Origin of the sequence: Cohaesibacter celericrescens (genome assembly GCF_002866925.1) — a bacterium.
GTDB classification, from domain to species: Bacteria; Pseudomonadota; Alphaproteobacteria; order Rhizobiales; family Cohaesibacteraceae; genus Cohaesibacter; species Cohaesibacter celericrescens.
Window position 1 is genome coordinate 79,691 of the sequence record NZ_PKUQ01000055.1, and the last position, 25,274, is coordinate 104,964.

Annotated in this window: 19 protein-coding genes; 13 read left to right on the plus strand and 6 right to left on the minus strand. The window is 52.0% G+C overall.

The genetic code is table 11. The features are described 5' to 3' along the window. Positions 1–34: 34 nt before the first annotated feature. The 3 genes from C0081_RS21400 to C0081_RS21410 form a co-directional block, all read right to left on the minus strand. Complete coding sequence (locus C0081_RS21400) at positions 35–724, minus strand: TIGR02186 family protein (RefSeq protein WP_180967003.1); 690 nt, start codon at positions 722–724, stop codon at positions 35–37. Positions 725–819: 95 nt separating this feature from the next. Next, on the minus strand, positions 820–1,743 hold the full coding sequence (locus tag C0081_RS21405; RefSeq protein ID WP_101535774.1) for a sulfite exporter TauE/SafE family protein: 924 nt from the start codon (positions 1,741–1,743) through the stop codon (positions 820–822). A gap of 361 nt (positions 1,744–2,104) precedes the next feature. Next, entirely contained in the window at positions 2,105–6,598 is a 4,494-nt protein-coding gene (locus C0081_RS21410; protein WP_101535775.1) for a peptidoglycan-binding protein, read from the minus strand. Between the two features lie 437 nt (positions 6,599–7,035). Between C0081_RS21410 and C0081_RS21415 the strand changes: the two genes are divergently transcribed. The 6 genes from C0081_RS21415 (at position 7,036) to C0081_RS21435 (ending at position 13,684) form a co-directional block, all read left to right on the plus strand. Next, a complete protein-coding gene (locus C0081_RS21415; RefSeq protein ID WP_245418039.1) occupies positions 7,036–7,467 on the plus strand; it encodes a MerR family transcriptional regulator in 432 nt (143 codons plus the stop codon). Positions 7,468–7,496: 29 nt separating this feature from the next. Then, positions 7,497–7,667, plus strand: coding sequence for a hypothetical protein (locus C0081_RS23440; protein ID WP_210200587.1), 171 nt, complete (start codon positions 7,497–7,499; stop codon positions 7,665–7,667). 23 nt (positions 7,668–7,690) lie between these two features. Further along, a complete protein-coding gene (locus tag C0081_RS23445) occupies positions 7,691–7,936 on the plus strand; it encodes a GNAT family N-acetyltransferase (protein ID WP_245418020.1) in 246 nt (81 codons plus the stop codon). Positions 7,937–8,320: 384 nt separating this feature from the next. Next, complete coding sequence (locus tag C0081_RS21425; protein WP_101535776.1) at positions 8,321–10,108, plus strand: acyl-CoA dehydrogenase C-terminal domain-containing protein; 1,788 nt, start codon at positions 8,321–8,323, stop codon at positions 10,106–10,108. A 138-nt stretch (positions 10,109–10,246) separates the two neighbouring features. Beyond that, positions 10,247–11,455 carry an acetyl-CoA C-acetyltransferase gene (locus C0081_RS21430; protein ID WP_101535777.1) on the plus strand — a complete coding sequence of 403 codons (1,209 nt, stop codon included), beginning with the start codon at positions 10,247–10,249 and terminating at the stop codon, positions 11,453–11,455. 15 nt (positions 11,456–11,470) lie between these two features. Continuing rightward, positions 11,471–13,684 carry a 3-hydroxyacyl-CoA dehydrogenase NAD-binding domain-containing protein gene (locus tag C0081_RS21435; RefSeq protein WP_101535778.1) on the plus strand — a complete coding sequence of 738 codons (2,214 nt, stop codon included), beginning with the start codon at positions 11,471–11,473 and terminating at the stop codon, positions 13,682–13,684. Positions 13,685–13,744: 60 nt separating this feature from the next. Here C0081_RS21435 and C0081_RS21440 read toward each other — a convergent pair whose 3' ends face one another. Beyond that, positions 13,745–14,290, minus strand: coding sequence for an NUDIX domain-containing protein (locus tag C0081_RS21440; RefSeq protein WP_101535779.1), 546 nt, complete (start codon positions 14,288–14,290; stop codon positions 13,745–13,747). A 239-nt stretch (positions 14,291–14,529) separates the two neighbouring features. Between C0081_RS21440 and C0081_RS21445 the strand changes: the two genes are divergently transcribed. The 4 genes from C0081_RS21445 (at position 14,530) to C0081_RS21460 (ending at position 18,427) form a co-directional block, all read left to right on the plus strand. Further along, positions 14,530–15,459 carry an AraC family transcriptional regulator gene (locus C0081_RS21445; protein ID WP_180967004.1) on the plus strand — a complete coding sequence of 310 codons (930 nt, stop codon included), beginning with the start codon at positions 14,530–14,532 and terminating at the stop codon, positions 15,457–15,459. Positions 15,460–15,643: 184 nt separating this feature from the next. Then, positions 15,644–16,282 carry a 2-hydroxychromene-2-carboxylate isomerase gene (locus C0081_RS21450; protein WP_180967005.1) on the plus strand — a complete coding sequence of 213 codons (639 nt, stop codon included), beginning with the start codon at positions 15,644–15,646 and terminating at the stop codon, positions 16,280–16,282. Positions 16,283–16,592: 310 nt separating this feature from the next. Beyond that, positions 16,593–17,621, plus strand: coding sequence for a DUF2336 domain-containing protein (locus C0081_RS21455; protein ID WP_101535782.1), 1,029 nt, complete (start codon positions 16,593–16,595; stop codon positions 17,619–17,621). A 182-nt stretch (positions 17,622–17,803) separates the two neighbouring features. Further along, positions 17,804–18,427, plus strand: a complete 624-nt coding sequence (locus C0081_RS21460) for a hypothetical protein (protein WP_101535783.1) — start codon at positions 17,804–17,806, stop codon at positions 18,425–18,427. Positions 18,428–18,437: 10 nt separating this feature from the next. Here C0081_RS21460 and C0081_RS21465 read toward each other — a convergent pair whose 3' ends face one another. Further along, positions 18,438–19,295, minus strand: coding sequence for a thioesterase family protein (locus C0081_RS21465; RefSeq protein WP_146006513.1), 858 nt, complete (start codon positions 19,293–19,295; stop codon positions 18,438–18,440). 187 nt (positions 19,296–19,482) lie between these two features. Between C0081_RS21465 and C0081_RS23125 the strand changes: the two genes are divergently transcribed. The 3 genes from C0081_RS23125 (at position 19,483) to C0081_RS21475 (ending at position 21,637) form a co-directional block, all read left to right on the plus strand. Further along, a complete protein-coding gene (locus C0081_RS23125; RefSeq protein WP_146006514.1) occupies positions 19,483–19,668 on the plus strand; it encodes a hypothetical protein in 186 nt (61 codons plus the stop codon). A 52-nt stretch (positions 19,669–19,720) separates the two neighbouring features. Continuing rightward, a complete protein-coding gene (locus tag C0081_RS21470; RefSeq protein ID WP_373235625.1) occupies positions 19,721–20,392 on the plus strand; it encodes a response regulator transcription factor in 672 nt (223 codons plus the stop codon). Between the two features lie 324 nt (positions 20,393–20,716). Next, positions 20,717–21,637, plus strand: coding sequence for a calcium/sodium antiporter (locus C0081_RS21475; protein ID WP_101536047.1), 921 nt, complete (start codon positions 20,717–20,719; stop codon positions 21,635–21,637). 45 nt (positions 21,638–21,682) lie between these two features. On the opposite strand, the gene C0081_RS21480 is transcribed toward C0081_RS21475, so the two are convergent. Further along, positions 21,683–25,240, minus strand: coding sequence for a PAS domain-containing hybrid sensor histidine kinase/response regulator (locus C0081_RS21480; protein ID WP_101535786.1), 3,558 nt, complete (start codon positions 25,238–25,240; stop codon positions 21,683–21,685). Between the last annotated feature and the right edge of the window lie 34 nt (positions 25,241–25,274).

The following is a 25,274-nucleotide window of genomic DNA, read 5'->3' on the forward strand; positions in this document are numbered from 1 at the left end:
GCTGAGGACTAGATCAATGCTAATCGGACGCCTTTTAGTTCTTACGGAATACGATGCCAGCAAACCATCCGGTGAAGATGGCAAGGATCACACATAAAATGCCATAAATGACACCATGATTGCGGGAGAGCCCATAGGTGAGTTGTTCGAAACCGGTTTTGGTCACATTGAGTTGTTGCGAAGAGGAATGCAGCAATGAGCCCCCGCGAAACAAATGCACAGTCACCTCATATTTCCCGACTTCAACGTTTGCCGGAATATCAACAGTGCTACGGAACATCGCCTTGTTGAGAAAGGTGATCGACGACAGATCATCCCGATACAGGCCCTTGGCCCTTTTTAGTCGCAAAGCAGCCTCGCGAAAAGGGTCATAGGTAGCGAACTTATCTTGTGGGTTGAAACCATCTGGCATGAGCAAATAGTTGGTTCCCAATTGCATCTTGGTCAGTGTGCTGGGATGGGCAATGTCTTCCAGTTTTCGCGTGGATGACATGACGTAGAAATTGGGGGCATTGGCGAACAAGCGTCTCTTTTTATTAACCCAAATTCCAGCAACGCGCTCTTTGCGGCGCGAAACAAGGGTCTGGTTTTCGCCGCGCACAACAATAACAAGGTCATAAGGATCGCCGCGAGACACGGTGCGTGCGTCCCGCTCAATCATGCCAAAAACGACAATGTTGGAGCCGGTAAAGTTGGATGATATCTTGATCACACGATCAGACATATCGGCGACAATACTCTCTGCCCGTGCTGAGGGCCCGCTCCAACACAGGCTTATCAATACACAACTCACTAAAGTATAAAAGAAGCGGCACAGGATCATTTCTCTGCCCTCACTTCAATGCTGTAGGGTTCTTGCGGCTCGATAATGAGATCGACAGCAAATCGCACGCCAACCATCAGCACCAGCAAGCCCAACAAGGCGCGCAATTGCTCTGCTTTGAGTTTCTGTCCGATTTGTGCGCCAAACTGAGCCCCGATCGTGCCGCCGATCATCAGAATAAGTGCGAGCACGATATCGACCGTCTGGTTGGTGCTTGCGTGCAATACGGTTGCTACAGCCATGGTCACCACAATCTGGAAAAGTGATGTTCCGATGACCACTGCCGTTGGTACGCGCAGCAAATAGATAAGGGCTGGAACCAGCATAAAACCGCCGCCAATACCCAAAACCGTACCCAAAAAGCCGATGGTGCCGCCAATGAAAATAACCGGCAGAACGCTGACATAGAGTTTGGATTTTTTAAAGCGCATCTTGAATGGGAGGCCGTGCACCCAATTATGTTGGCCCGGTTTGCGCATAGAGATTGGCGTCCCCTTGCGTGTCCTCACAATGGCTCGCACACTTTCCATTACCATCAGCGATCCCACAGCGCCAAGGAAGGTGACGTAAGAGATAGAAATAATCAGATCGAGTTGTCCCAACTGACGCAAAATGGCGAAGACTTCCACACCCAGCACGGAACCCACAATACCGGCGCTGAACAGCACCGTACCAAGCTTGAGATCTAGATTTCCTGTGCGGAGATAGGCCAACGAACCGGTTGTTGACGATGCCGTGATTTGTGCGGTCACGGAGGCAACCGCAACAGCAGGAGAAATGCCATAGAAAATCAGCAAAGGTGTTAGAAGAAATCCGCCGCCAACACCAAAAATGCCCGAAATAAAGCCCACAGCGCCACCCATTGACAGAATGACAAAGACATTGACGGGCAACTCAGCGATGGGCAGATAGAGCTCCACGCGCCTCTCCTGTTTCCGGGGGTCTGGTCACAACGACTCACAGGCACGGGTCTGACGCGCCTCATGCTCCGGGCAAATGGTCAAGAGCGGACACAAACCACGCTCTCTAGGCAAAATAAAATCCATCTTGAACGCTAAAGGATACAGAGCTCAAGTCATGTTAGACGCAGCATCCTTCCCATATTGAAGGACCTGCTGTCAACGATACTTCTCTTGAATGCAACCCATTTGAACGTTCGGATTTACAAAAGGCGTCGCTTGATTTCAGCCTTGTAGATTTCTTGCTTTCAATAGTGGCATTTAAGGACTGTGTCTATCAAGCACGATACGCCCTTTGCATGCAATTGTGCTTGTCAAAGGGTCATATAACCCTTTGTGCCAAAGCCTCAAACAACGCTTCATCAATTTGTCCGGTTACGGGCAATCCTGCTACTTCTTGGAAATTACGAATGGCGGTGCGAGTGCGCGGTCCCATTTTCCCATCGGCAGCTCCTGCATTATAGCCCAATGCTGCCAGCATCGATTGGGTTTTGGCGATAACTTGTTCTCTTGTGACGATCTTCTGTCCGGATGACGTCGATCCCATGACTTCGGCAGGGGCTTTTATTTGCCACTCTTCAGGCAGACTGGCGACTTTATTGGCCGATGGTTTAGCAACCTTCGCTACCCAGTTTTCGAACAAGGACTTGGCTGCTTTCTGTTGCGTAGGCTTCAACGCATTCAGCACTTCATCGCGTTTGGCCACTGCGCCTTTGTCACCATTCATTGCTGCGACAGCAAACCATTTATAGCTCTTCAATAGATCCTGTTTGACCCCCATACCACGGGCATAGAGGATAGCCAGATTATACTGACTGTCTTTCAAGCCATGATCAGCCGCGCGCTCGAACCAGCGGGATGCCTGTTGGAAGTCCGGCTTGCCCAGTCCACCCTCTGCATATAAAACAGCGAGATTATGCATGGCTTTGACGTTGCCGATTTCTGCAGCGCGTTGATACCATAGACGCGCGACCTGAAGATCCTTTTTGACCCCTTGTCCTTTTTCATAGAGGTTGGCGAGGCTATATTGCGCCTGAGGCATAGATTGCGCTGCGGCTTTTTCAAACCAGGTCGCAGCTTCCTTGAGATCGGCGGTCATACCTGTTCCAAGAGTGAGACGGCGACCCATCTCGAACTGAGCAAGCGCGTCGCCTGCTTTTGCGGCTTTCATCAAGGGGGTATCAGCAATGCCCGGCGCCAACATTTTGTTCATTTCAACGGCGGCTTGCACCGATGGATCAAGCGCACCCTGAACAGCCGAGCTGTCGAAGCCCGTTCCCGAAGCGATACTTGCTTGGTTGGAAAGCATCGGCGGCAAGGGCTGTTGGCTTGCTTCCTGCTGTAGGGCTTCCAGATTTGGCAGTGGTGTGCGTGGGATGGAGCTGGTCGGTGTTAAATCAATGCCTTGACCTATGCCCGGTACGTCGCCACTTGTGCTTGTTGTCGGGGCTTGATTGAGAGTTGGACCCATTGGTGCCGCATTGTCAGCGGGTGCTTGTGCCATCCGTGGCCCATACATGGATCCCTGGACGTCTGATGGATCAGCAAAGGTAATCGCGCGTGTTGCGTCTTCACCGGCCATGGAAGGTGCCAGACTGCCCGACGATGGTGTCAGGCTGGACTGATCTCCGGAAGAAGGCGCCAGCGAATTGGAGCTGTCATCGGCATTCAGATCGGTTCCAAGGTTGCCCTGTTCAGTTTGGGCAGCTTCATTGTTGAACAATTGGTGCAAGCTTGAGTTTGGATTTTTGGCCAATTGTAATGTCGTGATAGCGAGCAAAATAGCCGCCGCAGCCATAAGCAGAGGGCGACTGTGACGAGAAACAGAACTTCCCAATTTGGAGAGAAGGCTCTGGCGAGCATCGTCATCACCTAATAGATCCGAAACCATCGCAGCATTGTGCGTGGTATCATATCCAGCGGCATTTGCCGTTGGATCTAGGTTCTTGACCTGTTTGGCATTTCGCGCAGCTTCAGAAATTGCTGCGCGTCGTTCTTTGCGGTTCATGCCATTGGTTGCTGCGTCCGGTCCATCGGTGCGCACCTCTGGTGTAGCATCTTGTTTTTTCTTCAAGCGCGACAGGAAACCCTGCGCGGCTTTTTCCTTTTTCTCGACCCGTTCGCTTTCCTGAGCTGCGGCCTGAGCGGCACGGCGAGCCGCTGCAATGAAATCAGCCTTTGAGGACCCTGAGGACCTTTGGCTTGAAGGAGTTGTCCGGGCTGCGCCATTGTCATCAACGATCTGGGCGGTTCGTGGTTTTGGTGGAACCGCCGGCTGAGGTTGACTTTGCAATGCAAGATTGCCGCGCATTTGTGGCTGAGCAGCAGCCGAAGCACCTGCTGTGACGGCTTGGCCAGACAGAGAAATACCAGCTTGACGCCGGGCTCCGGCCATTGCTTGTTGACCGCTTGACTGATGATCTGCCGGTTGGTCCGTTTGTGGCGCTGCTTGGCTGCCAGAACGGTTGCCCCTGTTGGCCAGCAATTCTGCCGCACTTAAAGATTGAACCCCTTGTCTCGGAGCGGCGTCCCTTGCTGCTGGTTGGGAGCCTGCGGTCGCTGGCGAGGATTGCTCGGGCTTGTTTTTGCGACGCAAAAGCTTGCCAAGCCCACTCCGGGTATCAAGGTCTTTCGAGCTCACCGCTACATCGGGCGCCTCGCTTGCGCGGACCTGTGTTTCCAGTGTCCCAAGGCGATCAACAATCGTGTTGAGCATGGTGCTGACGCTGGAAAGGCTTTGTTGGGTCGTCGATTCGCTGCTCTCCGCAAAACGGCGCAGTCCATGCAGGTCATCTTTCAAACCATCAATGATGGATTCAAGGGCGTTATCGCCAACAGACGTGGACAGCGGTCCAATTTTTTGCAGCGCCTTTAGAGCGGCTGCTTCGGCCATTTTCGATTCATTGACCGAGCTGCCAGCACTGTTTGAAGCCAATTGTTTGATTTCGGAACCGATGCGGTCCACGGCGTCAAAACGGGTTTGCGATTGAGCAAATTGCGCGGCCAGATTGTCAAGGCGTGTCGTCAGGGTATCGAAAAACTGATTGTCTCCACCATCGCGGCTGGCGCCATCCAGCCGGTCTGCCAAGTCGGCAATCTGGCTTTCAAGTTCTGCAAGACCTGCAATATCAACCTGACCGGCGTTATTGCCAGCACCATTAAAGCTGTTCGCAGATTTGCTGCGCAGGGCTTCTTCCTGAGCTTCGATACGGTCTGCCAAGCGGGAAAGGCCAACCTCCAAACCGGACAGATCGGTGCTTTCCATGCGGCGCGCAAGCATGTCATCAATACGTGCCAAAGTTTGTTCAACCTGATCAAACCGTTGGTTCGACGCAGCAGGCATCTGGGTTTCTTGAATCCGGATATCCAGATCGGCAATTCTGGCCGCCAGTATCTCGAGTGCGTCCTGTTGTTTATGCTGGCCCTGTTGGTCCATCAAACCAACGAGGCTCTCGATCTGATGGGCAAGAGCTTCGAGAGGCTTGCGGACTTCTCCGCGATCGCTATTTGCTTCCAACCGGTCGGCAAGCGAGGCCAACTGATCTTCCAGACGCATCAGGCGGTCATTGGGATCGAGGCGCTCCATCATGTCTTGCAGTTTGGCGAGGCGATCCTCTATTTCTGTTCGGTGGTCAGCGAGAGGGGCTTTGCTGGCGCTCCGGCGGACATCATTTTCAAGGGATCCCAAGCGTTCGACAAGCATACCCATCTGGCCCGACATATGCGACATATGCTGCGCCTGTGGGGCTGCAGACAGAATGTCCCGTAGATTGTCGATTTGCGCTGAAAGCTTTGCAAAATCTTCAAAATGATTGGCAAGCGGCAGATTGTCGAGCTTGACAAGAACACGGTCAAAATGCGCATCGAGTGAGGGATCCAATGCAGGTCTGTCCAGAAGATCATGGATATCGCGAATAGCGTCCATCATCTCGGGATCCTGTCGGCTCTCGCTCATCGTGGTCGTCAGGGTATCTATGCGCCCCGAAAGAGCGGCAATTTCATTCAAAATCGTTTCGGAAGCACCAGAGAAGTTTGCTTCCTCGAGCAAATCACGCAAGGTGGCAACATCTTCACGCAATAAATTTAGGCTATCATCTTGCGCATGGGTATCCGGCACGGGGGGCGTAACCTCACGCAAAGGACGCCCAGAAAAAGGCTTCTGCGTCTCAAAGCTATTCTGGGCGGTAACACCAGCATGCTCAATATTCTTGGCTTGCTCCATGATTTGCCGAAGAGCGGAGTGCAAACCGTTGGACTCGGATTTTGATCTGGACTCATCCCGTTGCGATGATGCGCGGTCCGTGTTTTGGTCTCTGAGTTCTGAAGATGAACTTCCAGAAGGCATTCCATGCGACCGTGGCGCTTTAGATCTTGCTTCTGTTTTAGATGCCAGCGCATGGTCAACCCGCTCCAACTGTGCCTGTATGCGCTCCAGTACGCTTTGGTAGTTCGTGCGCTCGTTGCTGGTTTGATCAGGGATATTTGAAGAGCGCAGAGCTGTATTGTTCATAGGTACTGACGCTGGTCTGTTCTGCGCGGCTCGGCGTTCTGATGTGCGTTTGTAACGGGCTTGTTCTGCAACTTCGTTGTCAAGATCATTATGCAAGTGTCCCGATGATCCGGTTTGATCAGACAGCGCATTGAGTTGATCTTCCATATCCCTAATCATGTCGAGCAATGCAGCATTCTTATCGGTCCGCCCCCGATCCGGCATACGTCGGGTCCGGCCATTCCGGTTGTGTATCCGTGACGAGTTGCGCAGGCCTTCGATAAACTCACCTACATCTCGATCCGTGTGGAATGTTTCATCAATCATGATTCAGGCTCAATTTTTTGCCGGTTTAGCCGCACCCAAAAGGATAAGTCGGGACAACACAGAACGAACGCTACCAGCGGATTTTCCTGTAAGCACTTTGAGAAGTTAGGGTAAATAAGCCGTTAATGAGACGTGCGAATTGCGAAAAATACCTAAGCTGTTAACCCTTTGCTCACTATAAATCCGCGTTTTGGGGCCTCATCCACACCAACGGGGCCTACAGCGTTTGCCAACAGTACTGGTGGCTACGGTGGCCTGCAGACCGCGACTTATGGCCCTCAGAGGCATAAATTCGATCCGGCTGCATTGACAGCAGTCAGTAAGGATGGTTTACCATTAGGTAAGGTGTCGTCGTGGCCGGTTTTGCATATACGATGATATATAGAGGCAAGGAGATTAGGTCTGTGAGCGAAGATAAGTTGGCGATGGATGCCGAAATGGAAGGCAAGGATGTCCTGACAGCTTCCACAAATGACACCGGTCCTCTCTCTTATTCAATTGGTGACCTCGCCAGAGAATTTGGTGTCACATTGAGAACCTTGCGGTTTTACGAAGACAAAAACCTCCTCAATCCACGCCGCGACGGCATGTCCCGGATCTATAACCGTCGGGATCGTGCACGCTTGAAACTTGTCTTGATGGGCAAGAAAGTCGGGTTTTCGCTCACTGAAATCAAGGACATGCTGGATCTTTATGATCTACGAGATGGCCAAGTCACGCAGCTTCGTGTGGCGCTGGATCGTTTCACTGGCCAAATCAATATCCTCAAGCAACAACGGGCCGATGTGGATCAGGCTATTGGTGATCTCGAGCGCACGGTTGAAGTTGTGTCTGGCATGTTACGCGAAAAAGAAAAAAGCGAAAGCTGAGCAGGTCTAGTCAGCAATGAGGTGGATTTTTGAACGGTGATCCGATCATCCGAAAGGCGACATTGGCAGATGCCAGTGCCTTGGACACCTGTATTGATGCAGCTTATGCTCAGTATAAGCTGCATATAAATGATCTGCTGCGTGTATCGGAAGGCATCGCAGAAGAAATCCAGAAAAATCAGGTTTGGGTCGCTGTTTAAGCGATGAAATAATTGCAGGCCTCGTGCTCGTTGCGCAAGGCGAGGCGATGAAACTGATCAATATTGCGGTTCACCCTGAGCACTCAGGCAAGGGGGTGGGACGCATTCTGATCGCGCTTTGTCAAACCGAGGCGCGGCGGCAGGGTTATCAGGAAATCCGTTTTTGTTCCCATGTTGCCATTCCTGAAAATATCGATCTGTATCAAGATCTTGGATGGCAAGAAGCTGCACGTAACGGCAACGTTGTTTCAATGACAAAACAGGTTTAGAGAGCGTCGCGGTTGCGACAGTGCACTTGTTGTGGTGTCCTTGGGTGCTTCGTATGCACCATAGATAGATTTTTCTTTTGATAAACCGACCTGTCACCTATGGCTGTCTGACGCTGCGTCACGCAGAAACATCGTGCGAAGTTGGGAATATCGCTCTGCTTCTTTGGTCTGGCTATAGGTGAAACCCCTTGAACCCTGCATCGCTTCGGGTTATATCTCACATAACGCTTACGCAAACGTAAGGCTTTGCTGTAAATAGGAAGTAGCAGCCTCTGATGTTCAGCAGAATCGCACATGCCAATGGCTTGTTGATGCGGCCTGTCGCGATCCTTTGTGGTGGAGGTGTGAGTGCAGCGTATAGAAGCTGGGTCAGGGAGGACTATTATGCCGAATTTAACCATCCCCGTGGAAGAAACCATGTTTTTGCTCAAAGAAGTCTTTGGCCTTGAGCAGCTAAACACATTGCCCGGCTATGAAGAAGCCACGGACGATCTGGTTGAGGCCATTCTGACGGAAGCTGGTAAATTCTGCACCGAAGTCGTACTGCCCACAAATAGGGTGGGCGATACCGAAGGCTGCACGTTGCATGAGGATGGTCGCGTGACGACCCCGTCGGGCTTCAAACAGGCTTGGGAGCAATATGTTGAAGCAGGTTGGATGGGTCTGACCGTTGATCCCCAATATGGTGGACAGGGCCTGCCTGTGACCCTCAATGTGATCCTGAACGAATATATTGGCACTGCAAGTTTGGCGTTTTCGATGTATCCGGGCCTGACCCAAGGCGCTTACGCGGCAATGAATGTGCACGCCAGCGACGCAATCAAAAACACCTATTTGCCCAAGATGGCCGAAGGCAAATGGACCGGCACCATGAACCTGACCGAAGCCCACTGCGGCACGGATTTGGGTTTGCTGCGCACCAAGGCTGTCGCAAGTGATGATGGTAGCTACAAGATCACCGGCTCCAAAATTTTCATCTCGGCCGGCGACCATGATTTAGCTGAAAATATAGTGCATTTGGTACTTGCCCGCATCGAAGGTGCACCTAAGGGCACCAAGGGTATTTCACTGTTTGTTGTGCCGAAATTCCTGCCGGATTCTGACAACAACCCCGGTGACGCCAACCATGTCTCTGTTGGCAAGATCGAAGAGAAAATGGGCATTCACGGCAATTCCACTTGCGTGATGAATTTTGACGGCTCGACCGGTTGGCTCGTCGGCGCAGAAAATGGCGGCCTCAAAGCCATGTTCGTGATGATGAATGAGGCCCGCTTGGGGGTTGCCGTTCAGGGGCTCACCCAGTCAGAAGCGGCCTATCAACATGCGCGCGACTATGCCATGGAACGTTTGCAAGGGCGGTCTCTGACCGGCCCCAAAAATCCAGATGGTCCAGCGGACCCATTGATCGTGCACCCAGACATTCGCCGTATGCTGATGACCATGCGCTCCTTCAATGAAGCCGCTCGTGCCTTCTGTGTTTATGCGTCTATGCAGTCGGACATCGCCCACAAGCATCCTGATGAGAAAGTGCGCCAACAAGCCGATGATCGTTTGAGCCTGCTTACGCCTGTCCTCAAAGGGCATTTGACCGATGTTGGGTTTGATAATGCCGTTTTGGGTCAACAGGTCTTTGGGGGCCATGGCTACATAGAAGAAACGGGCGCCTCCCAATTCGTCCGAGATGCCCGTATTGCCATGATCTATGAAGGTGCCAATGGCATTCAAGCGCTGGATCTGGTTGGGCGCAAGCTGATGGCCAATGGCGGGCGAGGCATTATGGCTCTGTTTCAGGAATTGGGTGCTTATGTCGAGAAACATGCAGCTGATGAGGCACTCGTACCTTACATTCTTCCACTAAAAGCCGGTGCTGAAGATCTGCAAAAAGCCACCATGTGGTTTGGAAACAATGCACTGGGCAATCCCGATCATGCCGGTGCTGGTTCCGTTGATTATATGCATCTCTTTGGCACAGTCATGCTGGGCTATATGTGGGCACAAATGGCAGAAGTCGCCACTAAAAATCAAGATGAAAGCCGCAAGAGCTTCTTTGATACCAAGCTGGCACTGGCCAAATTTTATATGGAACGCACCATGCCCACCACGGCCATGCGCCGCGACCGCATTATGGTTGGTGCAGATAGCCTAATGGCGCTTCCGGCGGAAGCCTTCTAAAGCTTGCCGTCAAAATTATGCTAGACTGCCGCGCAATAGGTTCAGGTCTTGTGCCGCAGCTTTCAAACATGCGATGCAAATGAGGGGCATAAGCGTCAAAGCGCGTGGCCTTTTGAGATAAATTGGGAGGAGACCCATATGGCAGACGCCTATATTTATGATCATGTGCGCACACCACGTGGACGCGGCAAGGCGGACGGGTCCTTGCATGAAGTCCCTGCCGTTCAGCTGGCCGCAACCACCCTCAAAGCCATCCGTGACCGCAATGGGCTGGATACCAAGCTGGTGGACGATGTTATTTTGGGCTGTGTTGATCCCATCGGAGAAGCAGGCGGTGTCATTCCGCGTGCGGCAGTTTTTGCCGCCGATTATGACCAGTCCGTTCCTGGCATGCAAATCAACCGCTTTTGTGCCTCGGGTCTGGATGCCATCAATATGGCCGCGAGCCAGATTATGGCCGGTGCCCACGATATGACCATCGGTGGCGGTGTTGAAGCCATGTCCCGTCTGGGCCTTGGCTCATCGGGTGGCGCATGGTTCATGGACCCAAGTGTTAACGTACCTTCCTATTTCATGCCGCAAGGTGTCTCGGCCGACCTCATCGCCACCAAATATGGCTTTTCCCGCGAGCAAGCCGATGCTTTGTCGGTCGAGAGCCAAAAACGGGCCGCTCATGCGTGGGACAATGGCTATTTCGACAAATCCATAGTGCCTGTCACTGATATCAACGGCGCTTTGATCCTTGATAAAGACGAGCACATGCGTCCTGGCACCACAATAGACAGCCTCGCCAAGCTTAACGCGTCCTTTGGCATGATTGGCGAGATGGGCGGCTTCAACGCTGTTGCTATGGAACGCTATCCCGAGATTGAAACTATCAATCACATCCACCATGCAGGCAATTCTTCCGGTATTGTCGACGGGGCCGCAGCGGTTTTGATCGGCAACGCCGAAGCAGGCAAGGCGGCTGGCCTCAAGCCTCGCGCCCGCATCCGGGCCTTTGCCAACATCGGGTCTGAACCTGCCTTGATGCTCACCGGCCCGATTGCTGTCACCGAAAAGATACTCAAACGCTCTGGCATGTCGCTATCTGACATTGATCTGATTGAGGTCAACGAGGCCTTTGCTTCGGTCGTCTTGCGCTTCATGCAATATTTTCAGGCTGACCCTGCCAAGATCAATGTCAATGGTGGCGCGATTGCCATGGGGCACCCATTGGGGGCCACCGGTGCCATGATCCTCGGCACGGTGCTGGATGAGCTGGAACGCCGCGATCAGACCATCGCGCTGGTCACTCTGTGCATAGGCGCAGGCATGGGCACAGCCACCATCATAGAGCGCGTTTAAGGGGAGGGGAATTCAATGCCTGACTATACCAATTTCAAATGTGAAATCGACACAGACGGCATCGCCATCCTGACGTGGGATATGCCTGATCGCTCTATGAATGTCTTCACTGAAGATGTGATTCTGGAGCTGGATACCATCATCGACGATGTGGTGGCCAATGATGCCATCAAGGGCGTGGTGGTAACATCAAGCAAAAGCCAGTTCTCTGGTGGTGCTGACTTGACCATGCTGCAAGGCCTGCTCGGCAGTTACCAAAAAGCCAAAGCCGAAAAAGGCGCAACCATCGCAGCGACGGAATTGTTTGATCAAAGCCGCAAACTGTCGCTGACCTTTCGCAAGCTTGAAACGTGCGGCAAACCTTGGGTCGCTGCGCTGAATGGCACGGCTGCGGGTGGTGCCTGTGAGTTGGCTTTGTCCTGTCATGGGCGTGTGATGACGGACAATGATAGTGCCAAATTTGGCCTACCTGAAGTCAAAGTCGGCCTGTTTCCCGGTGCAGGCGGAACCACGCGCATTTTGCGTATGATGGATACACAACAGGGCCTGCAGTTCCTGATGAAAGGGTCCATGCTGCCCCCCAAGAAAGCACTGGTCGCCAAGATAATCGACAAGGTTGTGCCTGTTGATGAGCTGATCGACACAGCAAAACAGATGCTGCTCGATGGTCTTTCTCCAGTCAAACCATGGGACCAAAAGGGCTACAGGCTGCCTTCAGGTCGTGTGTACAGCCCCGCTGGTTTTCAGGTTTGGCCTGCTGTGGGCGCGATCTACCGCCGCGAAACCCACGATAATTATCCCGCCATCCGCTACATGATCCGCGCTGCCTATGAAGGTCTGCTGATGGACATGGACACAGCGCTGCGCATTGAGAGCCGCTATTTTGCCAAGACCGTGGCAACACCGGAAGCGGCCAATATGATCCGCTCACTATTTCTGAATATGCAGGAACTGGGCAAGGGCGCGCGCCGGCCCAAAGGTATTGAGAAAAGCGCGTTGAAGAAGATCGCTGTCATTGGCGCCGGTTTCATGGGGGCGGGCATCGCGCAAGTCTCAGCTCAGGCGGGGCTCGACGTTGTGTTGGTGGATCGCGATCAGGAAAGCGCCGACAAAGGCAAAGGCCATATTGCCGACAGCTTGACCAAGGCGATGAAAAAAGGCCGTACCACACAGGAGAAAATGGACAAGCTGCTAGGCCACGTGACGCCCACAGCCGACTATGCCCAGCTTGCCGGTTGTGATCTGGTTATTGAGGCCGTGTTTGAGGACCCAGATCTCAAAGCGTCTATCTTCAAGCAGATTGAAGCGGTGGTTGGCCCCGATTGCACCATTGCGTCCAACACCTCCACCTTACCAATATCAGGGCTTGCCAAGGCGGTTGCCACACCGGCCAACTTCCTTGGGATCCACTTCTTCTCGCCGGTTGATCGTATGATGCTGGTCGAAGTGATCAAGGGCAAAAACACGGGTCACATAGCAATTGCCGCGGCGCTTGATTTTGTCTCAATGATCAAAAAGACCCCGATTTTGGTCAATGATGGGCGCGGCTTTTATGCCAATCGCTCGGTGCTAGGCTACATCCGTGAAGGTCATTTGATGCTGACCGAAGGGGTGCCCGCTGCGATGATCGAAAATCTGGCCAAACAGGCAGGCATGCCGGTTGGGCCGCTGTCGCTCAATGATGAAGTGGCGCTGGAGCTCGCATGGAACATCCTCCAGACCACTCAAAAACAATTGGGAGAAGCCGCCGTTGACCCCAATCAGGTTGCCTTGTTGAAAAAGCTGGTTGTTGACGAGGGTCGTCTGGGGCGCAAGAACGGCAAAGGTTTTTATGATTATCAAGGCCGCAACAAAAAGCTCTGGCCGGGTTTGAAAGACCTTGCACCCCAGCAGGATCCGGACAGCATTGATTTTGATGAAATCAAGGACCGCTTGCTGGTCGCTCAGGCGTTGGAAGCTGTGCGGGTGTTCGAAGAGGGCGTGCTGGAAGATGTGCGAGAGGCCGATGTCGGCTCCATCCTCGGTTTTGGCTTTGCGCCTTTCACCGGCGGTGTTTTCTCCTACATAGACACCATGGGCACACCGGCCTTCCTTGCCAAATGCCAGGCACTGGAAGCCAAATTTGGCCCACGTTTCAAGCCAGCCAAATTGCTAGAAGACATGGCGGCCAACAATGACCGTTTTTATGTTCGCTTCGATCCTCAAGCCAGCGACGTCGCAGCAGAATAGCCATTCCATTAGATATTAGAAATCAAAGCCGGGGGCATCCATTGCTTCCGGCTTTTGTTCCTAGCTTTCTCCAATCATCTTCCAATAACCAAGCACGCTGAGGGTAACGGAGTCTGGCATTTCGCCTTTGCGGATCAAGCTGAGCAGTTCGTCATAGGGGAAGGCCGCTGTCTCCATTCCCACTTCCGTGGCTTCACGGTTTGTCTCGCCCTGTTTCAGATCGCGGGCTACATACATATGACACGTCTGGTCGAGGCAGCCGTAGCTATTGAAGATTTCACCCAGCTTTTCCATCCGTCCGGCGATCAACCCAGTTTCTTCAGCCAATTCTCCACGCGCAAGCTCAAGCGGATCAACATCGGCTTTGTCTTCCCACGCCCCTTGCGGCAATTCCCAATAGCGCCCGCCAACCGGATAGCGATATTGCTGCACCAGCTGAATACGGCCATCGGCATGAATGGGAATAATAACTGCAAAATCGGCTTTTTCGACTACTGTGTAGATGCCCTCATGCCCACTGGGGAAGCGGACTTTGTCTTCACGCAAGCTCAGCCAACGGTTTTTATAAATGGCGCGCGTGGTAAGTTGCTTTATCTCTGTTGTCATAAAAAACTCCCGCAGAATACATTGGTGAGCGTAATCAGGTTGGAACACAGAATAGCTTGTATGGCGTGGCATTCATAAGAATGGCTCTAACAATTGGACGTGACAAGACAATGGCGTAGAATTATTCCTCTTAAAAATGCGCAAGTCCGGTCAGGCTTTGACCGCGCTTTTGCAATAGCGTCTGTGCCAGTCACATGCATACGCACTGCATGCTCGTGACAATGACCCAAGGAGAGCACATGACCGGTAAACAGGCACCCAGTAAATTGACGACGGCAAAAGACTATGAAACCCGCCTGCTGCGTGTGTTGAAGCATATCGACGAAAATCTCGACGGCCCGCTCAAGTTAGAGGAACTGGCCTCCATCGCCAATTTCTCGCCTTTTCATTTTCATCGCCTTTTTAAGGGCATGACCGGCGAGACGCTCGGTGGCTATATTCGCCGTCGGCGCCTCTTAATGGCGGCAAACCAGCTCAGAACGAGCAAAGCATCAATCACCGAGTTGGCACTCGATGCGGCCTTTGAGAATAGTGAAAGCTTCAGTCGGGCATTTAAAATTTTGTTTGGTGTCTCTCCCAGTCAATATCGCCGCAATGGTCAGGTTTTGATCACCCCGCAAGGATTAAGTAGCCTTGCAACAGGATATCAAAACAGCGAGGCCATCGCATTGCTCCACTATTTGCAGCACGAGGCACGACGCATGTCTTTCGATGTCAAAATCAAACAAATGCCAACCATAAAACTGGCCTATATCCGCCACACCGGTTCCTATTTCAAAGTGGGCCCAACCTTCGAACAGGCCATCAAAGCTGTGCACCAACAGGGCTTATGGAGTGCCGAAAGCATGGTTCTGGGTCTATCCTATGACAACCCTTCCAAAACAGAAGAGCACCTTTTGCGCTGCGATGCAGGGGTAAGCGTGAGCCCGGACGCTACTGTTTGCGATCCTTTGGCCCTACGCGACATTCAAGCAGGCGATTATGCGACAGTTATGTTGAAGGGCCCCTACGATCAAATTGCACCGACATATGATTGGTTTTATGGCCAATGGTTGCCGCAAAGCGGGCGAGAAACAGCCAACCACCCGCCAGTGGAAATTTTCCACAGTGATGCCAGAAACACGCCCCCCCAAGATCTTCTCACCGAAATCCGCATTCCTTTGGTGTGAATCTCAGAACTTAGGCATTCCAACGCAAGGCACGAGGGCGTTTCTTATACGGGAACGGCCTCTTGCACTGCACATCTGGTTCAAACATAAATACCGACGAAGAAAAATATATTTTAATTAGACCGATAGGTAAAAAATATCCTAGTCTAGAAAAATACTTATTTAAACTCAGGATATGATCGCTATGAGTTCTGCAAAAACCGGCCCCAAAATTGAATATTATTTTACTGCGATATCGCCCTTCGCCTATTTGGGCCATGCGGTATTTATGGAAATGGTCCAACGACTGGATCTGGATGTAACCTATCGACCGGTGCAGCTGGGCAAGATCTTTGGCGAATCCGGTGGGGTTCCTGTGCCGCAGCGTCATCCGGCCCGAATCCGCAACCGCATGCTTGAGTTGCTGCGTTGGAAAGACCACCGCGGACTGGAAATGAATGTACAGCCCAAATTTTTCCCAACCAACCCAGTACTCGCCGATTGCACCATTATCGCCTTGCAGCAAGAGGGCAAGGATCCCTCCGCTTTGATTGGTAAGTTGTTGCGTAAGGTGTGGGCGGAAGAAGCTGACATTGCAGAGCGCAGTGTTATTGCCGCTTGCCTTTCTGAGTGTGGCGAAGATGCTGATGCGATTCTTGCAACAGCTGAAAGCGGTGCCGTTGCTGCGATTTATGAGGCAAACACTCAGCGCGGTCTGGAGCTGGATATCATCGGGGCGCCATGTGTGGTGTATCAGGGCGAAGCATTTTGGGGGCAGGACAAATTTGGTTTTGTCGAAGAAGCGATTACCTCTTGTCGTCCTGCTTATACCGGAGCTGTCTAGTGGATAGATTGAAGTATTTGAACCTCTCAGGCCTGTGAGGAGCGCAAATTCTGTCCATCAAGGAACGACTAGTCAGCGTTGCAGACGGCTTTTCTTTGCCGTGCCTTAAGGAAAACGAAGACAGGCCAGTCGCAAAACTGGTCTGTCTTTGTTTTTACCAGACATTTAGACCCAGTCCATAAGCTGTGATCTTGTCGTCAATTGGCAAATATTTCGAAAATGGTGGAGGTATCCTTAAGAATTTCTCTTTACCGTGCGATTGAATGCACCTCAAACCGCCACTAGGGGGCACATAAGTCGGAAAGAAGGAATGGCATACAAGATCAAAAATGACCTAGAGCTACTCGCCAAGGAAAAAAATCCTGAAGCACGGTCTTTGTTGATCCGTAAGCTCACCGCTCAATATACCCGCCGTGTGGATGATGGCCCGAGCGAAATGGAGCGCACCCTTTTCTCGGCACTCGTATTGGATCTATATGATCAGATCGACGTGGGGGTCCGGCGAGATCTGGTCACTCTTCTGGCCCGAACCAGTTCTATATCAAGTGCGTTGGCTTCTCGACTGTCTCAAGAACAAGATGACGTCGTATGTTGTTTATTTGAATATTCCCCCATGTTGAGCGGGCCCTTGTTGTTGGGAGCCGTTCGGACACGAGGCGAAGCCGTCCTTATATCCATCGCTCGCAGAAATGAAGTTCCCGAAGAACTGGTCGACGCTCTAATGGCGCGCGCTTTTATAAGTGTCGCTGGGGAGCTCCTACGCAATGCGGGAGCCAGTTTTTCGAACAACGCTCTTTTGCTCTGTGCAATCCTCTGTCAAAAATCGCTGAATATTCAGTCCTTGATGGCCGCTCGCTGTCTTGTCGATCAGGCCTTTCATGACCGACTTCGGCGGCATGTTGATACGGAATGCCCGTTTCTTCCCTCGGCTTTGGCCCACGCCACAAAGCACGGAACGCTCGCTGAGCTGGCGGGCAAATTACAAGGTGACGCGCTGGAGATGGGAGGCAATCATTTGTCTCGCCATGAAGCCGTCTTGCAAGTCAATTTGGGCGAGTTGAGTTTTGATTCTCTGCTGGCGACTTTGATCAGCAATCGGCGCAAAGAAGACATCGTCTGGTTTTTGAAAGATGCGCAAGGGCTGTCCGAAAAAGCCATGGAGCATCTTTTGCTCACCGACGGCAACAAGACGCTTCCCCGTCTTTTGATTGAACAACAGGTCAGTGTCAAAACCTATGATGCCTTGCTGCATTGGCGGGTGGATGCTTTGGATTTCCCAAGTCGAAATCTATATCGGGATGTTGAGGATTATCGCCAAAAACTGCGCCAAAAGCGTTAGTCTTCCAATCTCAATACTTTCTCGAAAATAGAAAAAACACGCCAGCTTGTGCTATGTGTCTGTGAGGCACTGTGCCCTGCATACAAGTTTGCCATATTCCTTTTCTTAACAATCTGTTAAATTGCTTCAGAGCAAATCGGGGCTGCTGTTGTGAGTGATAGTTGCCGGACAAAGGAATAACCATGCCATTGGCAAATTGTAAGAATGCACGCACATCTCTAATCCGAGGCCTCGGATTACCCTCCTGCATCCTTTTTAGCTTGTTATGCAGCAGCGCATGGGCACAAGAAAAAGGAGCCATTCAAGCGCCGATAGAAGCGCCCGCCCAAACACAACAGGGCGACAAATCAATCGAGCAAGACGTTGATTGGCGTGACGCTATGTTGACCGAATTGGCGACACTTGCCAACGCTCTGGACAAACAACAGAAATTTGGTTCCATCCTGCGTGATAAGATAGACATTCTCAATCACCGCATTGATCAGCTAGAACAGAGCAACGACAAACAAGCCAAACGCATTACGGAGCTGACCGAGGCCCTATCAGAGGCCCAGATTGAGTCACAGGCGCAACTGGCGCGTCCTTCTTCCGAGGCCTTAAACCCTAAAGCGTCTGCACCCAAATCCCCCGAAGCAAAGCCCAAAGCTGAAATTGTACCTGACAAAATCCCCGAAACTGCGCCAAACTCTGAGGAACAAGCTCCTGAAGATTTTGAGCAATTTCTGGATATGGGTGAAGCAATGTTGCGGCGTTTCTTTGGGGTTGTGAAAGAATTCCGCAAGGAATTTGATGACAATCGTGTGTGAACCACGCCTATCAGGTTTGCTTTTCAAGGTGTCCCAAAAGGGCGTCCCGCGCGAAGTCTGGCAAAGGTTCTGACTTGCGCGTGGTGTGGTTGAGCAGCATAACGGCTGACTCCAGAAATCCAATATGTTGCCCATTGCGTAGATCGAAAAAATCATAGCGTTTGCTGTAAGATCGCGACTGAAGGCCAGTGAACGTCAATTGCACTTGATACGCCGTGCCTGCTCGCATGGGGGTTAGAATGCATAAACGCATCTCGACTGCGATACGGCCAAAGCCCTTCTCATCAAGCCATTGACTGCTGAGCCCAATCCGATCCCAGGCATGGGCTGCTGCATCTGATATAGCACCGATATAGGCTTGATCCCGTGCCCATCCTTGCGCATCACATTGGGCTGGTCGCAACACCCCGCGCAACATAGTTGCATCAAGAGCGGCGAGAGGGGACTTTGTGCCAAAATCTGCTTCGTTCTTCAAACCACGAGGCATCACCGCGCTGCTCAATGCATCGCGTATATCCGGCTGCGGCGAATCGATTGTTCCTGCGTGCCAGTCCAGTGCCGTCGCTGCGATGCGGCCTGTGGAGGTTTCTTCCATCACATGCTGAACAAATACGCCATGTTTAGTGGAGTCGGGAATGGGGTCAACGATCGAAGAGCGAATGCAAATTTGCGCGCCGCCGCGCAATTCAGAATGATAACGTACATGGCGGCTGATCCGTCTGCCAAGCGCAGCTTCCAGATCATGGCAAACCGCGAACAACTGTCCGGCATCCTCAAACTTTGAATAGTAAAACTGGACATTCATATGGTCATTCTCATCACATTCCCAAAGATTGACGAATTGGTTCAGTGTGACAAAACGGGTCATGAATCGGTCCTTTGTTACGCTCATCGATGTTTGCAGAGCTGGAAACACAAACTAATGCGGCGATGTTAAACACACAACCCACGCCAATGGCGGGTGCATTCCGATTCTTTGGTAAAAGGGGCACATGATTGTTTTGGTTAATAAACTTTGCTTTCTTGTGCCGTGATTTCCCCAAAGGGCGAACCTTATGTCCTATTTTCTAGGTGAATTGTCGCATCAAGGGGATGAATATGCGAATATGTTAAAGCAACGACTTGCCAAGTTGGATGTGACCGCTCATAGTTTGATGGAACTAGTCGTAATTTCGTCGTCACTCTATTCGGCCATGCGGCGAAAAAATTGGCGACAAGACTTAAGGGATGGTCGCATCTGATCGCCCAGATCAGTCAGATCCATTCCGCCCGACCGTTGGGGGAGGACCTAAAGTGCAGCAGGCATCTCTGAATATTATCATTGCAGACGACCACCCATTATTCCGTGGAGCGTTGCGGCAGACTCTAGAAACAATCTTCGACCAGATTGCCATTCACGAAGCAGGAGCCCTCGAACAGGTGGGGGAACAGCTCGAAATTTCTGAAGATATTGATCTGGTTTTGCTTGATCTTTCCATGCCCGGTGTGCGTGGCTTCTCGGGTCTTCTCTATTTGCGTGCGCAATATCCATCCATTCCAGTTGTGATTGTCTCGGCCAGCGAAGACGTGCCGACCATTCGCCGTTGTATGGAATTTGGAGCATCAGGCTTCATTCCTAAATCTTTGTCAATCGACGCCATCGCGCAGGGCATCCGCGCTGTGTTGAACGGTGAGACTTGGGTGCCGGAAAGCATCGATCTTTCAGCACCTTACAGCGATGAGATCACCGAGCTTGTGGAGCGCCTCAATACTCTGACACCACAGCAGGTACGGGTGTTGATGATGCTGTCTGAAGGCCTGTTGAACAAGCAGATTGCTTATGAACTGAGTGTATCGGAGGCCACGGTTAAGGCTCACGTCTCAGCCATTTTGCAAAAGCTCAATGTTGACAGTCGCACACAGGCTGTGATTGCGGCTGCCAAGATTGAAGCCGGTCAATGGCAATCCATCAGCGTCAAAAACTGATTGCGTTGATATCACTTGAAATCAAAAGCCCGCGCAGCTTTGCTCGCGGGCTTTTTTGTGGGATGCGACACCCATTGGAACGCACGTGTTTGTCTGGTGCGGCGTGTTGGATCGTGGATTGTTAGTACCAAACCCTTACGGCACTTCAATGCAATGGTTCACTGCAACAAATCCATAGACTTTGAAATGGTCCGGCATATTGAATGCGGCAGGTTCAGTCCCATTTCAGCGTTGGTAGGAATTGTCTCTATCGTTTTTGATAAGCCTCCATGCCAGTGAAATAATGTCGCCCATATGGGGGCTGCGAACACATCGGAATACTTTATGGAATATGTCTTTGTTGCCACAGGTCTTGTCTGTCTGTTCCTTGGTGGCGATTGGTTGGTAAAGGGTGCGATTGCCCTATCAGCAAAGCTGGGCCTCCCTACTTTTTTGATTTCGCTAACCGTTGTTGGTTTCGGGACGTCCATGCCAGAGCTGCTGGTATCTGTCCGCGCTGCCTTTGCTAACGCGCCAGGCATCGCGTTGGGCAATGTCGTTGGTTCAAACATCGCCAATATTTTGTTGATTATCGGATTGGCCGCAGTCATCGCACCGATGTCGTCAACAAGCCGTAGTTCCAAACGCGATCTTGTGGTCATGCTCGCCGCCACAGCAATGCTTGCGATGATGCTCTATGTCGGTACGATCGGTTTTGGTTTTGGCATTGTTATGGTTGTTCTTCTCGCATTGTATCTCGCCTTTGCCTATGTTCAAGACTGCGCTATTGGAGCGGGTGAGATTGAAGAAGGTCTGGCGCATATCACGCCTGTTCGGGTCGGCCTTCTGCTTGTCTCGGGCATGGGGCTTCTGGCTATCGGGGCTGATTTATTGGTGCGGGGAGCAACCGTGGTTGCTGCTGACTTGGGAGTTAGCAACGCGATCATTGGTTTAACTGTGGTTGCGGTCGGAACAAGCTTGCCTGAACTTGCGACATCCATCGCTGCTGCCTTGAAGCGTCAATCAGATATTGCGATAGGCAATGTCATTGGCTCGAATATTTTCAACATCTTGGGTATTTTGGGCCTTACCGCTTTGATTTCTCCAATACCCGTTGCTGAGCGTTTTATCGTAATTGATGGTTGGACAATGCTTGCCACTACTGCAATTCTTGTCGCACTATTGCTGTTGGGGCGAGGCATTGGCCGCATGATGGGTACTCTGTTTCTCGTTCTCTATGCTGGTTACATGATCACAATGGCATAGATAAACCGGCCTGCTGGCTCCATGTATAATTGCGCCAAAGGGATCCTATTTGTGTCCACGTTTGCGAATGGCAGTCATGTTCCACGTGTTGAGCAAAGCCCGAAGCTGCGCCGGTTTAACCGGCTTGTTGAGCACCGCCATGTCTTTTGAGCGAGCCTCGTCGCGGACTTCATTGCTGCGGTCGGCGGTGATCAGGCTGGCAGGAATATCCTTGCCCATTTTAGTGCGCAACATGTCGCAAACATCCGTGCCGAGCATGGTGTCAAGATGATAATCGATCAGTATGCCATCCAGCTTTGTGCCTGCTTCATCCAAGGTGCTTTCGGCTTCCTCAACGCTTGACGCGGTCAAGACATTGCATCCCCAGCCTTCCAGCATGGCACGCATGCCTTCAAGGATGACGGGCTCATTGTCTATACACAACAGGCGCAAATGGCTGAGCGGTTGGTTGGCCATCGAAGGTGGAGCCTCAACTCGGCGAGCGCTGTGCAACAGGCGGAAAGCAGGCAGCTTGACTGCAAAAGCCGACCCCTTGCCGGGGGTCGATAGCAGCCGGATTGGATGATCCAGCACCTTGGCGATGCGATCAACAATAGACAGCCCAAGCCCCAAACCACTGGCAATGCGTGCGCCCTCATCCAGACGCTGGAATTCAAGAAATATTTCCTCGCGTTGCTCTTCGGGGATGCCGACGCCGGTATCATGCACCTGCACCTCAATGGCTCCGTCAAGGCGTCGGCATCCGACCAGAACGCGCCCTTGCGTGGTGTATTTTATGGCGTTGGAAACGAGGTTTTGCAGCAAACGGCGCAACAAATGCTTGTCAGAACGGACATGCAGACCACATGACATGATTTTTAACTCTAGACCTTTTTCATTGGCCAATGGTTCAAAGTCGATCCGCATCCGGTCCAGCAATTCATCAATCGGAAAGGCTGACAATTGGGCTTTCATCGCTCCGGAATCAAGCCGGGCAATATCCAGAAGGGCCGCGAGAATATCTTCAACTGCCTCTAGCGAGCTATCAATATTACCAGCCATCACCGCGCTGTCGGCTATGGTCTTCTCGCTTGCCGTTTTGTCCATGCGTTCCAAACGGTTCACCAGTGCTGTGGTGTAGAGCCGCGCCGCATTCATTGGCTGCATAATGTCATGGCCAGCCGCTGCAAGGAAACGGGTTTTGGAGACATTGGCCTCTTCTGCGTCCTGTTTGGCGCTCCTGAGGGCATCATTGAGATGCATAAGTTCGCGTGTGCGGTCCTTGACCCGGCGTTCGAGCGACTCGTTGGCACTTTCAAGCGCCCGTTCCGCTCGTACCCGCTCGGATACATCGGTGAAAGTGATCACAATGCCGCCGTCTGGCATTTCACTGGCACGGATATCCAGTGTCAGGCCAGATCCGGCCATATTTTCCTGATAGGGGGCCTGTTGCACCACCAGAAGGTCAATGCGGTCGTTGACAAGTTGCTCTACTTTGCCTTCACCCAAATCGCCACGCGCTGCAATATGGTGCAAAATTGACTGCAGCGGAGTGCCGACCTGACCAAATTCTGCGGGCACTTTTAACAGGTCACGAAAGGGTTTGTTCCAGAGGGTAAGCCGCAAATCCGTATCGAACACGGCGATGCCCTGTCTCACATGGTTGAGGGCGGTCTGCAACAAATCACGATTATACTGCAGAGCTTCGGACGCATCATCGAGCAGCTTCATGGTACCTTTGGGCGAAGGTTCTCGCCGCTTAAGCAGCAGGCTCATCAAAAGCCGTGAAGAAGCGGATCCAATGGCACTGGCCAGCAATTGCTCGGCAAAACGCAGGAACTGGGGGTCCACCTCCATATTGCGTTCATATATCAAATCGCGTTGCTGCGCATGGGCACGAAAGCTGCGCTGGGTGCGCTCAACACCCAAGTAGCGCGCCACCATATCTTCAAGATCTCCAACGGACAGCATGGAACGCCACAGCCGTAAGCTAGGCGAAGGACGCAATTCATCCGGCACGAATACGTTGGCCTGAAGGCGCTCGATCAATTCCGGTCCGCGCGAAAGGGAGCCTACCGTATAAGCTATAATATTGAACAACAGGCTCCAGAAGACGCCGTGCATCAAAGACGGCAATTCCGTTCCGAACAAAGCTTGCGGCTTTAGAAAGGTAACATTAAAGGGGCCGTGGATCATAAAGTCGACGGGAAACAAGCCAGATTGCGCAAACATCGGCATCAGTAACGTATAGGCCCAGACCGTGAAACCGATCAGCAAGCCAGCAATTGCGCCTCGTGCATTGGCTCTTTTCCAGATCATGCCCCCTAAAAGAGCAGGCACGAATTGCGCCATCGCGGCAAAGGCAATCAATCCGATTTGTGCTAAAGCAGTATTATTGACCGCCGTTCTGTAAAAGGCATAAGCCAGCGCGAACAACACCAAAATGGAGATCCGGCGCACATTCAGCAACGTCTTGCCCATGTCCGGTGTGTTGATGGCTTGATCTGCGTGTCGCCGCAAAATCAGCGGCAAGACGAGGTCATTCGAGATCATGATTGCCAGAGCGACAGAAGATACAATGACCATCGCAGTGGCCGCGGACAGACCACCCAAAAAGGCAATCAAAGTAACCACGTCGGCCCCTGCCGTCATTGGCAGGGTTAGCACATAGCTGTCTGCGTCCACGTGCGCCCCCAAAGTGATCTGGCCCGCTAGAGCGATGGGGATCACAAATAGATTGATGCCGACCAGATAGAGCGGAAACAACCAAGTGGCTCGCTTGAGGGCTTTTTCTGACGTATTTTCAACCACCGCAACATGAAATTGCCTTGGCAAAAGCAACACTGCCCCAGCAGAAAGGCATATCATGACGATCCAGTTGATCGCATCTGGCCCCTCGTTTGGACCAAGTACAGAAATGCCAGCGCGCGCGGCCTGAGCAAACAGGTCAAACGGGCCATCAAACAGCCAAAAAGTGACATATAGGCCGACTGTCAGGAACGCACAGAGCTTAATGACACTTTCTGTTGCAACGGCTAGAATCAAACCACCCTGATGTTCCGTGGCGTCTGCATGACGCGTCCCAAACAGGATAGCAAAGGCAGCCATGGCAATCGCCACGAAAAAGGCGATATCAGCCAATACCGGCAAATGGCCGTTGGGAAAAGCGATGTTCATATGGTCCATCATCGTGGCGACAGACGTGGCGACAGCTTTCAGTTGCAGCGCAATGTATGGCATCGTGCCCACCACAGCGATAATGGTGGCCACTGCTGCAACTTGCTGGTTTTTGCCATATCTGGCCCCGAGAAAGTCGGCAATGGAGGTTATGCGCTCGGCCTTGGACAGGCGGATGATGCGCCAAACCAATGGAACCCCGACTGTGAAAACGATAATCGGCCCAATATAAATAGTCAGAAAATCAAGCCCGCTGGACTTGGCCAAACCAACCGAACCAAAGAAGGTCCAGCTGGTGCAATAGACCGCAAGAGACAGAGCATAAAGGTTTGGATGGCGCTGTTCGGATGTCCGTGTCCGGGCTCTATGATCGCCATAGGAAGCAATCGCGAACAAAAGCCCGATATAAATTAGGGTCGTGAGCACGACCATCCAGCCTTGCAGCATAAAACTCGATCCTTACTTGAGTCCCGCCAAGATA